Raw genomic sequence first — 14,638 nt, 5'->3', positions numbered from 1 at the left:
CTCCGGGCGCCGCTTCACGGCGTACGGCGGCGCAGCGTCACGGCGCCGAGGAGGAGCGCGAGCACGGCCGACCCGGCGACCAGGGCCACGTCGCGCCAGAACTCGCCGCCCGGGCCGGTGTCCGCGCAGGCGTGCGCCATGGCCTCGATCGCGTACGACATGGGCAGGACGTCGGAGATCCATTCGAGCACGGGCGTCATCCGGCCGCGTGGCACGAGGATCCCCCCGAGCAGCACCTGGGGGATCATGACGACCGGCATCAGCTGCACGGCCTGGAACTCCGTACGGGCGAACGCGCTGCACAGCAGGCCGAGCGCGGTGCCGAGCAGGGCGTCGAGCAGCGCGACGAGCACCAGCGGCCACAGGGGGCCCGGGATGTCCAGGCCGAGCCAGGTGAGGGAGACCGCCAGCGCCAGCGCCACCTGGACGCAGGCCGCCAGGCCGAAGGCGAGGCCGTACCCGAGCAGGAGGTCGAGCCGCCCGAGCGGCATCGCCATGAGCCGCTCCAGCGTCCCCGACGTACGCTCGCGCAGGGTGGCGATCGAGGTGACGAGGAACATCACCAGGAACGGGAACACGCACAGCAGGACCGGAGCGAACCGGCCGAACGCCCGCTCGTCGTCGATCACGTAGTAGAGCAGGATCATCACCAGCGTCGGCACGAGCACCATCAGCGCGACGGTGCGCCTGTCGTGGCGGAGCTGGGTCAGGATGCGGCGCGCGGTGGCAAGAGTGATCACGAGGCTCATGCCGCGGCCCTCTCGGCGATCAGGCGCAGGAACGCCTCCTCCAGATCGGACGTGCGGGTGCGCCCGCGCAGCCCGTCGGGGGTGTCGTCGGCGAGGATCTCCCCCTGGCGCAGCACGACCAGCCGCTCGCAGCGCGCGGCCTCGTCCATGACGTGGCTGGAGACGAGGAGCGTCGCGCCGCGCTCGGCGAGGCGGTGGAACAGCGCCCACAGCTCCTGCCGCAGCACCGGGTCGAGCCCGACGGTCGGCTCGTCGAGCACGAGCAGTTCGGGCCGGCCGAGCATGGCCACCGCGAGCCCGGCCCGGTTGAGCTGACCGCCGGAGAGGGTGGCGCCGAGCTGGTGGGCGGCGTCCGCGAGTCCCACCTCGGCCAGCACCCGCTCGGGGTCGTCCTTCGGCGCCCCGAGCACGGCGGCGAAGTAGCGGAGGTTCTCCAGCACCGTCAGGTCGCGGTAGACGGCCGGGCTCTGGGTCGAGTAGCCGATCCTGCGCCGCAGTCCCGCGCTCCCGGCGGGCTCGCCGAGCACGGTCACCTCCCCGCCTGAGACGACCTGGACCCCGACGACTGCCCGCATCAGCGTCGTCTTGCCGCAGCCGCTCGGCCCGAGCAGCCCGGTGACCTGACCTCGGGGCACCTCGAAGGTCAGCCCGTGCAGCACTTCCGCCCCACCTCTGGACACCCGCAGACCGCGTACGGCGACCGCGGGAGCCGATAAATTCATCATGTGATGAAATTAAGCCCGCGCAGCCCGGCACGTCAATGAACCACCGGCGCTTGACAGCCGTGTAAGGGACATGAGAAAGCTCTGGCTCGTGGCCCTCCTGTTCCTGGCGGTCGCCTGCGGAGGGGCGTCCTCCACCTCGGCCCACCCCGAGCAGCCGGAGGGCTCGCCCTCCGGCGCCGGGACGGGTCCCCAGTCGGCTCCGGCTCCGGTCGTCCCGCCGGGGGCCGGGACCGTCGCGCCCGGCGCCTCCGCGTCCCCCGTGACGCCGGCGGGGCCCACCCTGAACACGCGCGCGGTCCCGTGGGAGAGCGCCACGCCCGCGGACGGCGGCCGCTCTCTCGACGTCGTGTGGTGGTCGGGTGTGGAGCCCTGCCAGGTGCTCGACCACGTCGACGTGAAGGAGACCGCGCGCGAGGTGACGGTCACCGTGTACGAGGGGCAGGACCGGCGCTCCCCCGACGCCGTCTGCATCGCGATCGCCATCCGGAAGACCACGCAGGTGCGGCTCGAGTCCCCTCTGGGCGACCGGAAGGTGGTGGACGGCGCCAAGTAGGGCGAAGCCGGGCCGTGAGCTTCGCCCTGGATGGGGCAGGCGCGGACGTGGTGCGGAATCGCGGATGCGGGGACTAAATCCGCGCGCCCCGGGGTTGAGCCTCGTAGACTCAAGACGTTTGACAGGAACCCGGATCGGGTCCATCATCTGAGTCTGACCGACTCAACTTTGACTACAAGGACGTACTCATGGCACGTGCGGTAGGTATCGACCTGGGGACGACCAACTCCGTCGTCTCGATTCTCGAGGGCGGCGAGCCCACGGTCATCGCGAACGCGCAGGGGTCGCGGACCACGCCGTCCGTGGTCGCGTTCGCGAAGAACGGAGAGGTCCTCGTCGGCGAGGTGGCCAAGCGGCAGGCGGTGACCAACGTCGACCGCACCATCCGCTCGGTCAAGCGTGAGATGGGCACGAACTGGACCGTCGAGATCGACGGCAAGAAGTTCACGCCCCAGCAGATCAGCGCTTTCGTCCTGCAGAAGCTCAAGCAGGACGCGGAGGCGTACCTGGGCGAGAAGATCACCGACGCGGTGATCACCGTTCCCGCCTACTTCAACGACTCGCAGCGGCAGGCCACCAAGGAGGCCGGCCAGATCGCGGGCCTCAACGTGCTGCGCATCATCAACGAGCCCACCTCCGCGGCCCTGGCCTACGGCCTGGACAAGGAGAAGGACCAGACCATCCTGGTCTTCGACCTCGGCGGCGGCACCTTCGACGTGTCCCTGCTCGACGTCGGCCAGGAGGACGGGCACGGGTTCGTCGAGGTCAAGGCGACCAGCGGTGACAACCACCTCGGCGGCGACGACTGGGACCAGCGCGTCGTCGACGAACTGGTGACCCGCTTCAAGAACGCGCACGGGGTCGACCTGGCCAAGGACAAGATGGCCCTCCAGCGCCTGCGCGAGGCGGCCGAGAAGGCGAAGATCGAGCTGTCGGCGCAGACCGAGACCACGATCAACCTGCCCTACATCACCGCCTCCTCCGAGGGTCCGCTGCACCTGGAGGAGAAGCTGACCCGGGCAGAGTTCCAGCGGATCACCGCCGACCTGCTCGAACGCTGCAAGGGCCCCTTCCACCAGGTCATCAAGGACGCCGGCGTCAAGGTCTCCGACATCGCCCACGTCGTGCTGGTCGGCGGCTCGACCCGCATGCCGGCCGTCTCCGAGCTGGTCAAGGAGCTGACCGGCGGCAAGGAGCCCAACAAGGGCGTGAATCCGGACGAGGTCGTCGCCATCGGCGCCGCGCTCCAGGCCGGTGTCCTCAAGGGCGAGGTCAAGGACGTCCTGCTGCTCGACGTGACCCCGCTGAGCCTCGGCATCGAGACCAAGGGCGGGATCTTCACCAAGATCATCGAGCGCAACACGACGATCCCGACCAAGCGCTCGGAGGTCTTCACCACGGCCGAGGACAACCAGCCGTCGGTGCAGATCCAGGTCTACCAGGGCGAGCGTGAGATCGCGGCGTACAACAAGAAGCTCGCCACCTTCGAGCTGACCGGCATCGCCCCGGCCCCGCGCGGCATCCCGCAGATCGAGGTCACCTTCGACATCGACGCCAACGGCATCGTGAACGTGTCGGCGAAGGACCTCGGCACGGGCAAGGAGCAGTCGATGACCATCACCGGCGGCTCGGCCCTGGGCAAGGACGACATCGAGCGGATGATGCGCGAGGCGGAGTCCTACGCCGAGGACGACCGGAAGCGCCGCGAGGACGCCGAGGTCCGCAACAACGCGGACGCGCTGGCCTACCAGACGGAGAAGTTCCTCCGCGAGAACGACGACAAGGTCCCGGCCGACGTGAAGACCGAGGTCAACGACTCCCTCGCCGAGCTGAAGAAGGCTCTGGAGGGCACCGACACGGCCGTCATCCGCGACTCCGCCGAGAAGCTCGCGACCGTCAGCCAGAAGATGGGCTCGGCGATCTACGCCCAGTCCCAGGCGGCCGGAGCCGAGGGCGCCGCGCCCGGCGCGGACGCCGGTGCGGGGGGCCAGCAGGCGAAGGCCGACGAGGACGTCGTCGAGGCCGAGATCGTCGACGACGAGCGGGAGGGCGGCACCAAGTGAGCCCGCGTGAGAACGGTTCCGGGGAGGAGCCGGTGATCCGCGACAACCGCAAGATCGACCCGGAGACCGGCAGGGCCCGCGAGGCCACCACGGCGGACGACGGCGTGGCGCAGGAGGAGTCCTCCTCCGTCGCCCAGGAGCCGGAGGCCGTGGCGGCCGACGGGTCCGCCGCGGACCTGCTCGCCGAGCGCACCGCCGATCTCCAGCGCCTGCAGGCGGAGTTCAGCAACTACCGCAAGCGGGTCGAGCGCGACCGGATCACCGTCAAGGAGCAGGCCGTCGCGAGCGTGCTCACCGAGTTGCTGCCGGTGCTCGACGACATCGGGCGCGCCCGCGACCACGGCGAGCTCACCGGCGGCTTCGCGAAGGTGAGCGAGTCGCTGGAGGCGGCCGTCGGCAAGCTGGGCCTGGCCACGTACGGCACGAAGGGCGACCCCTTCGACCCGACCGTGCACGAGGCCCTGCTGCACAGCTACTCGGCGGAGGTGACGGAGCCGACGTGCGTCGAGATCCTCCAGCCGGGCTACCGGATCAACGACCGGATCCTGCGCCCGGCCCGGGTGGCCGTCGCCGAGCCGAGCGAGGAGGAGGCGCCGCGCGACGCGGCGGACGACTCCGGCGCCGCCGATGGATCCGACGAGAACTGAACAGCCCGGGGTCTCTCCCGATCGGGAAGGATCGGGAGAGACCTCAGTCACTCCCCTTTCGTGTGAAGGAAGCGATAGATGAGCACCAAGGACTACTTGGAAAAGGACTACTACGCCGTCCTTGGTGTGCCCAAGACCGCGAGCGCCGAGGAAATCAAGAAGGCGTACCGCAAGCTCGCCCGGCAGTACCACCCCGACGCGAACCCCGGCAACAAGCAGACCGAGGAGAAGTTCAAGGAGGTCTCCGCGGCCTACGACGTGCTCTCCGACGCCAAGCGGCGCAAGGAGTACGACGAGGCGCGCACGCTCTTCGGGTCCGGCGTGGGCGGGTTCACCGGCGCGGGTGGCCAGCGGCCAGGCGGCGGCAGCTTCAACTTCGACCTCGGCGACCTGTTCGGGGGCTCGGGTTCGGGCGAACGGATCGGGGACCTCTTCGGCGGGCTGTTCAACCGGGGCGGCGGCCCGCGCACGACCACCACCACCACCGGCCGGCCACGGCGCGGCCAGGACGTCGAGTCCGAGGTGACGCTCGCCTTCGGCGAGGCGGTCGACGGCACCACGGTGTCGCTCCGGCTCACCAGTTCGTCCGCCTGCGCGGCCTGCGGCGGCACGGGGGCGAAGGCCGGCACCACGCCGAGGGTCTGCCCGACCTGCGAGGGAACCGGGGCCGCCAGCCGCAACCTCGGCAACTTCGCCTTCTCCGAGCCGTGCCGCGACTGCCGCGGCCGGGGCCTGGTGGTCGACGACCCCTGCCCCGTCTGCGAGGGCAGCGGGCGCGGCAAGAGCACCCGCACGATCCAGGCGCGCATTCCCGCCGGGGTCGGCGACGGCCAGCGCATCAGGATCAAGGGCAAGGGCGCGCCGGGTGAGAACGGCGGCCCGGCGGGCGACCTCTACGTGCTGGTGCACGTGAAGCCGCACCCGGTGTTCGGCCGCAGCGGGGAGAACCTAACCGTCACGGTCCCCGTCACCTTCCCCGAGGCCGCGCTCGGCGCCGAGATCAAGGTGCCGACGCTCAAGGGCATGCCGGTGACCCTCCGAATCCCCGAGGGCACGCCGAACGGGCGGACCTTCCGGGTGCGCGGGCGCGGGGCCCCGCGCAAGGACGGCACCAAGGCCGATCTGCTGGTCACCGTCCAGGTGATGGTGCCGCAGAACCTGGACGACAAGGCCCGCGCGGCCCTTGAGGAGTTCAGGAACGCGACCGAGGGGCCGGACCTCCGCGAAGAGCTGATCAAGCAGGCCAGAAGCGAGTGAGCCGATGGATGCCAGGTTTTTCGACATCTCCGACGACACACCTGTCTATGTGATCTCCGTGGCCGCCCAGCTGTCCGGGCTGCATCCGCAGACGCTCCGCCAGTACGACCGGCTCGGCCTCGTCAGCCCCGGCCGTACGGCGGGGCGGGGACGGCTGTACTCCACCCGGGACATCGTGCTGCTGCGCGAGGTCCAGCGGCTCTCCCAGGAGCACGGCATCAACCTCGCCGGCATCAAGCGCATTCTCGAACTGGAGACGGAGAACCTGCGCCTGCGCGAGGAGGTCACGCGGCTGCGGGGTGAGCTCACGATGGTGCGGGCCCTGGTCCGCTACGAACTGCCACCTGCCTGAACCTGCCACCTGCCTTTACGGGGAATCGAGGCATCGTCATATGGACTACAAGTTCACCCAGAAAAGCCAGGAGGCCCTGTCGGCGGCCGTGCGCCGCGCCGCGGCCGACGGCAATCCCGAGGTGGCGCCCGCCCACCTCCTGACGACCCTGCTGGCGCAGAACGGCGGCATCGCCGCCTCGCTGCTGCAGGCCGTCGGCGCGGACCCGGCGAGGCTGCGCGCCCAGGCCGAGGAACTGCTGAGCCGGCTGCCCAAGGCGCAGGGCTCCACCGTGAGCGCGCCGTCCAGCTCCCGCCAGCTGCTGACCGTGATCAACACGGCCGCCCAGCGGGCCAAGCAGCTCGAAGACGAGTACGTCTCGACCGAGCACCTGCTGGTCGGGCTGGCGACCGACGGAGGACAGGTCGCCGACCTGCTGAAGGGCGTGGGCGCCACCCCCGACGCGCTGCTTGAGGCGTTCGAGAAGGTCCGCGGGCACGCGCGGGTGACCAGCGAGACGCCGGAGGACACGTACCAGGCGCTGGAGAAGTACGGCGTCGACCTCACCGAGGCGGCGAGGGCGGGCAAGCTCGACCCGGTCATCGGTCGCGACAGCGAGATCCGCCGGGTCGTCCAGGTGCTGTCGCGCCGCACCAAGAACAACCCTGTGCTGATCGGCGAGCCCGGCGTCGGCAAGACCGCCGTGGTGGAGGGCCTCGCCCAGCGGATCGTCGCGGGCGACGTGCCCGAGAGCCTGCGCAACAAGCGTCTCGTGGCGCTCGACCTCGGCGCGATGGTCGCGGGCGCGAAGTACCGCGGCGAGTTCGAGGAGCGCCTCAAGGCCGTGCTCACCGAGATCAAGGAGAGCAACGGCCAGATCGTGACGTTCATCGACGAGCTGCACACGATGGTCGGCGCGGGCGCGGCCGAGGGCGCGATGGACGCGGGCAACATGCTCAAGCCCATGCTGGCCCGCGGCGAGCTGCGGATGATCGGCGCCACCACGCTCGACGAGTACCGCGAGCGCATCGAGAAGGACCCGGCGCTGGAGCGGCGCTTCCAGCAGGTCTACGTCGGCGAGCCGACCGTCGAGGACACGATCGCGATCCTGCGCGGGCTCAAGGGCCGCTACGAGGCCCACCACCAGGTGCAGATCTCCGACAGCGCGCTGGTCGCCGCCGCGACGCTCTCCGATCGCTACATCACCGCGCGCTACCTGCCCGACAAGGCCATCGACCTGGTGGACGAGTCGATGTCGCGGCTGCGCATGGAGATCGACTCGCGGCCGGTGGAGATCGACCAGCTCCAGCGGAGCGTGGACCGCCTGAAGATGGAGGAGCTCGCGCTCGCGAAGGAGACCGACGAGGCCAGCCGCCAGCGCCTGGAGAAGCTCCGCGAGGAGCTGGCCAACCGCCAGGAGGACCTCAACGCTCTGGTCAGCCGGTGGGAGCGGGAGAAGGCCGGCCTCAACAAGGTCGGCGAGCTGAAGAAGCAGCTCGACGAGGCGCGCGGCGCGGCCGAGCGGGCCCAGCGCGACGGCGACTTCGAGGCCGCGTCCCGGCTCATGTACGGCGACGTGCCCCGCCTGGAGAAGGAGCTCGCCGAGGCCACCAGGGCCGCCGAGTCGGCGGAGGCCGAGGCCGAGCCGATGGTGAAGGAGGAGGTCGGCCCCGACGACATCGCCGAGGTCATCTCCTCGTGGACCGGTATCCCCGCCGGGCGGCTGCTGGAGGGCGAGACCGCCAAGCTGCTGCGGATGGAGGACGAGCTCGGAAGGCGCCTCATCGGCCAGCGTGAGGCCGTGCAGGCCGTCTCCGACGCCGTACGGCGGGCCCGGGCCGGCATCGCCGACCCCGACCGGCCGACCGGCTCCTTCCTGTTCCTCGGCCCGACCGGCGTCGGCAAGACCGAACTGGCCAAGGCGCTCGCCGAGTTCCTGTTCGACGACGAGCGGGCCATGACCCGCATCGACATGAGCGAGTACGGCGAGAAGCACAGCGTCGCCCGGCTGGTGGGCGCGCCGCCCGGTTACGTCGGGTACGAGGAGGGCGGCCAGCTCACCGAGGCCGTACGGCGCAGGCCGTACACGGTGGTGCTGCTGGACGAGATCGAGAAGGCCCACCCCGAGGTCTTCGACATCCTGCTCCAGGTGCTCGACGACGGCCGGCTCACCGACGGGCAGGGCCGCACGGTCGACTTCCGCAACACCATCCTGATCCTCACCTCGAACATCGGCTCGCAGTTCCTCGTCGATCCCACGATGGAGGGCGAGAGCAAGCGCGAGGCGGTGCTGAACGCGGTGCGGGCCTCGTTCAAGCCCGAGTTCCTCAACCGGCTCGACGACATCATCGTGTTCGACGCGCTGGGCACCGAGGAGCTGTCGCAGATCGTGGACCTGCAGGTCGCCAGGCTCGCCAAGAGGCTGTCCGACCGGCGGCTGAGGCTGACGGTCACCCCCGCCGCCCGGGACTGGCTCGCGCTGACCGGCTACGACCCGCTGTACGGCGCGCGCCCGCTGCGCCGCCTGATCCAGTCGGCGATCGGCGACCGGCTCGCCAAGGAACTGCTGTCGGGAGCCATCCGGGACGGCGACGAGGTAATCGTCGACATCGACGAGGCGGGAGACACGCTGAAGATCGGGCCCGCTCGGTAAGGTCTTCTCCACCATTGCGGCAAGCGCGCCCCGCCCTTTTCCCTCGCTGCTACGTTCGGCGTTCGTCGGACTACCGTACGCGATCAGGGGGACGTGGATGTCCAGGACATCACGAAGTATTCGAGGGCGGTGCGCGGCGCTCGCGGCGGTCACCGCCGGAGTGAGCTGGCTGACCTGGGGCACGGCGATGGCGAAGGACGGCGCGTCGTCCGACGCCTGCCGTCCCCGAAACCACGACGTCACGGGCCATGACAGCACGGACCAGGGCGTCACGCGTCACGAGATCGCGCGGCGCGAGGCCACGGACCGGAACGTGGGGGGCGTTCCGGCCACCCTGGCCCCGGCGGCGGGCGTGCTGAGCATCGCGGACGCCGCCGGATCCGCCGCCGGGCAGGGGCACCGCTCGCTTCCCGGCAGGCCCGTCCCGGATCCGGCCGTTCCCGGGGTGGCCAAGCCCGTCCTGCCGGCCCTGACGGCTCCTCGGGCACTGCCGGGCACGTCCTCCGCCAGGGCGCTGACGGGCCTGGTGCCGAGGACCGGAAACGCACCGGCCGCCGGAGCCGCGCCGGTCCGCGTGCCCGGCACGGCCGGCGCGGGCGGCGGCCGCGCGGCGGGTGTTCCCGGCGCCGTCAGTGGCGCGACCGGTGTTCCCGGCGCGGCCGGCCGCGCGGCGGGTGTTCCCGGCGCCGTCGGCGGCGCTACTGGTGGTGTTCCGGGCGCGGTCGGCGGCGCGACCACCCCGGCGGCGGCCGGCGTACCGGCGAGGTCTCTCCCCGTCGGCCTGGCCACCGCTCCGTCAGCGGCGAAGCCGATCTCCGCCGGCACATCGGTCCTCCCGTCGTCGACGAAGCCGATATCCCTTGGCACGTCCGGGCTTCCGTCGGCCACGAAGCCGCTCGCCGCGGGCGCCTCGGCCCTCTCGTCGCCCGCGAGGTCGCTCACGGCACCGGCGGCGACCGTGGCGGGGTCGCGTGTGCCGGCCGCCGCGCCTGTCGCGAACTCCGGCACGCTGCTTCCCGCCAGGAGCGCCGTTCCGCTCCTCGCCGTCGCGCCCGCCAGGCCCAGCGCCTCGGACGCGGCCTGCCCGCCGCAGGCGCCGCAGGGACTACGCGGCGAGCCGGCCGAGCAGGAGCGGGTGCGTCCCCTCACCGAGGGGCGGCCGCGGGCGCGTCGGCACCCGAGGCCGGAGGAAGAGGCGGGCAACGCCGGCGGGCAGAGCCGCGCCGCCCACAACACCGCCGCCCACAACACCGCCGCCCACAACCCGGTCGCCCACAACCCCGCGGGGCAGAACCCCGCCGGGCAGGGGTCCGCCGCACGCCCCGCCGAGCAGGCCGGACTGACGCCGCAGAGCAGCACCGTCAGCACCAGTTCCCAGAGCGGCGCCTCCGGTCAGGAGCAGACCACCGAGACCTTCCCACGCAAGCACCCGCACCGCAGGCACCATCCCCACAAGCAGGCCGGGACGCCGGAGCAGGCCGCGAACCAGGCGGGCCGGCCGGCGAGCGCGGCCCAGGAGGACACCGGGACGGCGACCGAGCGGAAGAACGGCGCCGGGCACAGGCGTCAGCGCGACGACGCCGCCGCACCGGCCCAGGCCGGAAGGCCGCAGGCCGCCGGCCAGGACAGAACGGGGCAGGGCAAGGCAGCACCGGGCAAGTCAGCACAGGGCAGGAAAATCGCACCGGCCGTCCAGCCTGAGACGGTGGGCGGCAGGCGCGTTCCGCGTCTCCAGCCGCGCGAATACCCCCGGGCCGCCGCGCACCCGCAGGGCGGCGACATCACCACCCCCGCCGCCCTCACCAAGGCGACGGGCACGCACGGGGTGACCGACTTCGCCGCCGCGACCGGGAACAGGATCCTGCCCTGACCCGGCACACGACAAAGGGGGCCGTGACACACGGCCCCTTTCTCGTTCCCGGCACAGCAGTACTCACGGACGACCGCACCGCGACCGGCTACGGCGCTCCCCTTCGAGAAGCCGTGACTGACACGCGGCCCCTGTCTCATTCCCGGCACACCGCTGCCATGGCGCGACCCGTACCGGGGTCGTTCACGGCGCTCCGCTTCGAGGAGCCGTGACACCTCGTTCCCGGGATGCCGGAGCTCTCAGGGGACCACCACGGATTCGTCGCCGGTGCTCGGATGCGGGCGGTCGGCGGCTCAGCGGGTGATGTCGAGAAGGGCGTCGAGGTCGTCCTCGGGCAGCCCGAGATCGACCCGGATGCGGTAGCGAGTGCGCAGCAGCGAGTCGCGGATGCCCGAACCGGTGGGGCCGCAGGCGCGGATGCCTTCGGTGGCCCAGTCGTGCGCCGCCTCCGCGTCGCCGTACGCGACCAGGGTCTCGGCGATGGTGAGCGCGGTGGCCGGGTTCCAGTCACCCGCCCGGATCGCCGCGATCATCGCTCTGGCCTCGTCCGGCCGGTCCAGCTCGAACAGGGTGTCGGCGATGCCGGCACGTGGATCCACCTGCACCTCACCCCCGTCCTCGATGGCGCTCTGGTAGCGGTCCAGCGCGGCGGCCGGCTGGCCGGCCTGGCGCCACTCCTCCGCCGCGAGCATGAGGATCGCCGCCCTCGACATCTCGCCCGACTCGTACCCCTGGGCCAGCGCGTCGAGGCGACGGGCGAGGGCACCGTGGTCATCGAGCAGCAGGGCCTGTTCGAGCAGACGGTCCACCTGCTCATTTGTCACATGTGCCACAGTGCCGAGGCTACCGACCCGAGCCTCGTTTCGCAGGGCAACGCCAGGCATTGACGAAGCAACGATTAGTAGACCTTCCACTACTATGCGCTTTTCTCTGCAGATAGACGGGCATATCGCACCACGCCTGCGCATTCGAGCCCTGGCGAGGAGCGTCCAGCATGTCCAAGCGAGTGATCCTGACTCTCGCCTCCGCAACGGTGCTCGCCGCCGTGGTCCCGGGTGTCGCCGGTTACCTCACGGCGCAGTACGAGGCGCTCGGTCAGGCTCGCGCCGAACTCGCCCGGCTGCAGGCGCAGTTGCGGATGATGGAGCTCACGATCGAGCCCGCGGCGCTGCGGTGCCGCGCCGGTGAGTCCGGTGGGCGATCCCCGCTTCAGGTGGACGACGACGACGCGCGCCAGCTCATGATCCCCCCGCGCACCCACACCCGCTCGTGGCAGAACACCGCGTACGTGCCGGGCAACTCGCCGGGGCTGCTGCCCTCCATCGAGGCGCCCGGCATCACCGGCCCCCGTGTCACAGGCCCCGGCACCGTCGACCTCCGCGCGATCTACCCCCGGGCCGTCGATCCGCGCGTCATGACCGGGCCCCAGGCTCCGTCCGAGCCCGCCCGTCCAGGGGAGTGAGTCACCGCCGGCGCGACTCGGCGGCGGCGAGCTGCCGCGAGAGGTATCCGCGCACGAGTTGCTTGGCCTCGGTCACGATCACGGGGTCGCCGTGCGGGTCATGGCGGAAGGCGAGTTTGAGCACCGCGTCCCCGGCCTCCACCGCGACGAGAATGGCACGGTCCAAATCCTCGCCGTCGGCGAGCCCGAATTCCGTCAGCAGCAGCGCGCGGAGGCGTCCGGCGATCACCGTGCTGTTGTCCGCGACGGAGTCGAGCAGGTCGAGGTCAAAGACGTCGCCGAAGTGCAACGAGCGGAAACCCGGCACGCTCCGGTGCATCTCGACGTACTCGTCGATGATGGCGTCGACCGCGTCCCACCAGCCCGTGTAGTCCTCGATCATGAAGCGGCGCCCGACCCGCGCGGCGAACAACTCGGCGTTGCGCCGGGCGAGCGCCTGGCTGAGTGCCCGCTTGTCGGGGAAGAACTGGTAGACCGAGCCGATGGCCACCCCGGCCCGCTCGGCGACCCGGGTGGTCGTGAGGGCGTCGTACCCGCCCTCGTCGAGCAGTTCCGCGCAGGCGTCGAGCATCCGCTCCACCCTGCGGACGCTACGACGCTGCGCGGGCCGCCGCCGCAGCGGCTCTCCGGCGTGCGACGAGCGCGGCGACATGCTCTCACCACCCCTGGGACCCCGGCCTTCGACGACGGGATCACCAATCTCCGACACCACCCGGCTGGACATCCACCCATCTTGCCTGTTTCGGGGTCCGCGGTCAGGGCTTAGCGGCCACTCGCCGGAAATGCGGCAAGATTCCGGTGCCGCCGCCGTCACGAGTCCTGCGGCGCGGCCGACAGGCCGGTGCAGCCGCGCAGCGCCCGGTACGCGCCGACCGCCTGCTCCCTGGCGCCGCCGGTGACCGGAACGGGCACACCGCCGTTGATCCGGGCGGGGGTCCACTGGTCCTTGAGGACCTTCCTCCCGTTGATGGTCAGGGTCAGCACGCCGGTCGTGCCGGTCTGCGGACCCCAGTTGTAGAAGGCGAAATTGCCGAGGCCGTACTGCACGTACGCCTGGCCGGAGTAGCCGCCGCCCAGCAGGATGTGCGCGTGGCTGCCCACCACGACGTCGGCTCCCGCCTCCACGAGCTTGTCCGCCAGGCCGCGCTGCACGGGTGTCGGGCACTTGACCAGTTCCGTGCCCCAGTGGAGGAACACGATGACGGTGTCGCTGTTCTTGCGGGCCTGCCGTACGGCGCGCAGGATGCGCGGCTCGTTCTTGGCGGAGGCGAGCCCGCCCTTGTCACCCGCGGCGGTCCAGGACTGGATGAACTGCTCGTCGAGCACCTGGGTCGCGCCGATGATCGACACGCGGTTGCCGTTGACCGTCCTGCGGTACGGCCGGTACGCCTCGGTCTCGTTCGCGCCGATGCCGACGACCGGGAACTTCGACGACTTGATGGCGGCCAGCGTGTCGCGCAGGCCGCTCTCCATGTAGTCCATGCCGTGGTTGTTGGCCATCGTCACGACGTCCACCCCGGCGGCCTTGAGAGCGGTGAACGCCGTCGCCGGGGCGCGGAAGGTGAACTGCTTGCCCGGCGCGGGCGTGCCGCCGGTGGTGATGGCGGTCTCGAGGTTGAGCGCGGTGAGGTTCGACCTGCGCAGCACGGCGGCGATCGGGCCGAGCGCGGTGCGCGGGTCGGCGTTCAGCCGGTTGCGCAGCACGCCCTCGAAGTGCACGTCCCCCGCGAAGGAGATCGTGTAGGGCCGCCGCTGCGGCTTGGGGGAGGACGACGCGGAGGTGGTCGTCGTCTCCTGCCGCTCCTGCCGCGACGCGCCGGGAACGGACTCGCTCTCCGCCGCGCTGCAGCCGGCGACGAGGAGGGAGGACGCGAGGAGGGTGAACAAGGCCGGGGCGAGGGGAAGACGTCTCACGGCACCTGAGCATGCCATCTCCCGCCGTCTCGCGGAGGACGCGTTCCGGTTCCGCCCGCGCGTCCCGCGGATTCTCGTCGAGACTCCGCCGCCCCGAGTACGACTCGCGTACGGCTCGCGCCCGCGCGGGACGCGGGCCGTACGCGGGCCCGTGACCGGTTGGAGAACCGATCAGGGAAACCGGTCGGAGAAACCGGTCAGAGGTCGAACTCGCCGTCCTTGACGCCGCCGACGAAAGCGTCCCATTCGGCGGGCGTGAAAACGAGCGCCGGACCATCCTGGTTCTTGCTGTCGCGTACGCCAACGTGGCCGCCCGGCAGGACGGCCACCTCCACGCAGGCGCAGTTGTTAGAGCTCCGGCTGCTCTTCCACCAGGCGGCGCCGGACAGGTCAATCGAGTTCATAAAAGGTGTT

The 14,638-nt window shown here is 71.3% G+C and carries 14 protein-coding genes; 8 read left to right on the top strand and 6 right to left on the bottom strand.

Annotated elements, in window-relative coordinates:
• Positions 1-14: 14 nt before the first annotated feature.
• Positions 15-749, bottom strand: coding sequence for an ABC transporter permease (locus HHX37_RS03680; RefSeq protein ID WP_182884483.1), 735 nt, complete (start codon positions 747-749; stop codon positions 15-17).
• Positions 746-1,474 carry an ABC transporter ATP-binding protein gene (locus tag HHX37_RS03675; protein ID WP_117409141.1) on the bottom strand — a complete coding sequence of 243 codons (729 nt, stop codon included), beginning with the start codon at positions 1,472-1,474 and terminating at the stop codon, positions 746-748. Before HHX37_RS03675 ends, HHX37_RS03680 begins: the two co-directional genes overlap by 4 nt.
• Before the next feature lie 70 nt (positions 1,475-1,544).
• Here HHX37_RS03675 and HHX37_RS03670 point away from each other — a divergent pair, with 70 nt between their 5' ends.
• The 7 genes from HHX37_RS03670 (at position 1,545) to HHX37_RS03640 (ending at position 10,848) form a co-directional block, all read left to right on the top strand.
• Positions 1,545-2,027, top strand: a complete 483-nt coding sequence (locus HHX37_RS03670; protein WP_117409140.1) for a hypothetical protein — start codon at positions 1,545-1,547, stop codon at positions 2,025-2,027.
• A gap of 188 nt (positions 2,028-2,215) precedes the next feature.
• On the top strand, positions 2,216-4,090 hold the full coding sequence (dnaK, locus tag HHX37_RS03665; protein ID WP_117409139.1) for a molecular chaperone DnaK: 1,875 nt from the start codon (positions 2,216-2,218) through the stop codon (positions 4,088-4,090).
• A complete protein-coding gene (grpE, locus tag HHX37_RS03660) occupies positions 4,087-4,737 on the top strand; it encodes a nucleotide exchange factor GrpE (protein WP_117409138.1) in 651 nt (216 codons plus the stop codon). The genes dnaK and grpE overlap by 4 nt, the downstream gene beginning before the upstream one ends.
• 78 nt (positions 4,738-4,815) lie before the next feature.
• Entirely contained in the window at positions 4,816-5,994 is a 1,179-nt protein-coding gene (gene dnaJ / locus HHX37_RS03655) for a molecular chaperone DnaJ (protein WP_182884482.1), read from the top strand.
• A 4-nt stretch (positions 5,995-5,998) separates the two neighbouring features.
• A complete protein-coding gene (locus HHX37_RS03650) occupies positions 5,999-6,346 on the top strand; it encodes a heat shock protein transcriptional repressor HspR (RefSeq protein WP_117409136.1) in 348 nt (115 codons plus the stop codon).
• A gap of 40 nt (positions 6,347-6,386) precedes the next feature.
• Positions 6,387-8,978, top strand: coding sequence for an ATP-dependent chaperone ClpB (gene clpB / locus HHX37_RS03645; protein WP_182872907.1), 2,592 nt, complete (start codon positions 6,387-6,389; stop codon positions 8,976-8,978).
• Positions 8,979-9,075: 97 nt separating this feature from the next.
• Positions 9,076-10,848, top strand: a complete 1,773-nt coding sequence (locus HHX37_RS03640; RefSeq protein ID WP_182884481.1) for a hypothetical protein — start codon at positions 9,076-9,078, stop codon at positions 10,846-10,848.
• A 293-nt stretch (positions 10,849-11,141) separates the two neighbouring features.
• Here HHX37_RS03640 and HHX37_RS03635 read toward each other — a convergent pair whose 3' ends face one another.
• Positions 11,142-11,672 carry a tetratricopeptide repeat protein gene (locus HHX37_RS03635; protein ID WP_182873280.1) on the bottom strand — a complete coding sequence of 177 codons (531 nt, stop codon included), beginning with the start codon at positions 11,670-11,672 and terminating at the stop codon, positions 11,142-11,144.
• Between the two features lie 170 nt (positions 11,673-11,842).
• On the opposite strand from HHX37_RS03635, the gene HHX37_RS03630 reads away from it, so the two are divergent.
• Positions 11,843-12,310 carry a hypothetical protein gene (locus HHX37_RS03630; RefSeq protein ID WP_182883865.1) on the top strand — a complete coding sequence of 156 codons (468 nt, stop codon included), beginning with the start codon at positions 11,843-11,845 and terminating at the stop codon, positions 12,308-12,310.
• A gap of 1 nt (position 12,311) precedes the next feature.
• On the opposite strand, the gene HHX37_RS03625 is transcribed toward HHX37_RS03630, so the two are convergent.
• From HHX37_RS03625 to HHX37_RS03615, 3 genes are all read right to left on the bottom strand, one after another.
• Complete coding sequence (locus HHX37_RS03625; RefSeq protein WP_117409131.1) at positions 12,312-12,962, bottom strand: TetR family transcriptional regulator; 651 nt, start codon at positions 12,960-12,962, stop codon at positions 12,312-12,314.
• 158 nt (positions 12,963-13,120) lie between these two features.
• A complete protein-coding gene (locus tag HHX37_RS03620; RefSeq protein ID WP_182883866.1) occupies positions 13,121-14,242 on the bottom strand; it encodes a CapA family protein in 1,122 nt (373 codons plus the stop codon).
• Positions 14,243-14,421: 179 nt separating this feature from the next.
• The gene (locus tag HHX37_RS03615; protein ID WP_117409129.1) at positions 14,422-14,628 is read right to left on the bottom strand and encodes a DUF397 domain-containing protein; all 207 of its coding nucleotides are present in this window, start codon (positions 14,626-14,628) and stop codon (positions 14,422-14,424) included.
• Positions 14,629-14,638 lie beyond the last annotated feature (10 nt).

The sequence above is a fragment of the Microbispora sp. H10885 genome (assembly GCF_014161415.1).
GTDB lineage: Bacteria > Actinomycetota > Actinomycetes > Streptosporangiales > Streptosporangiaceae > Microbispora > Microbispora triticiradicis.
Note: the sequence above shows the minus strand (reverse complement) of the source record. Positions and strands in the feature narration are given on the sequence as shown.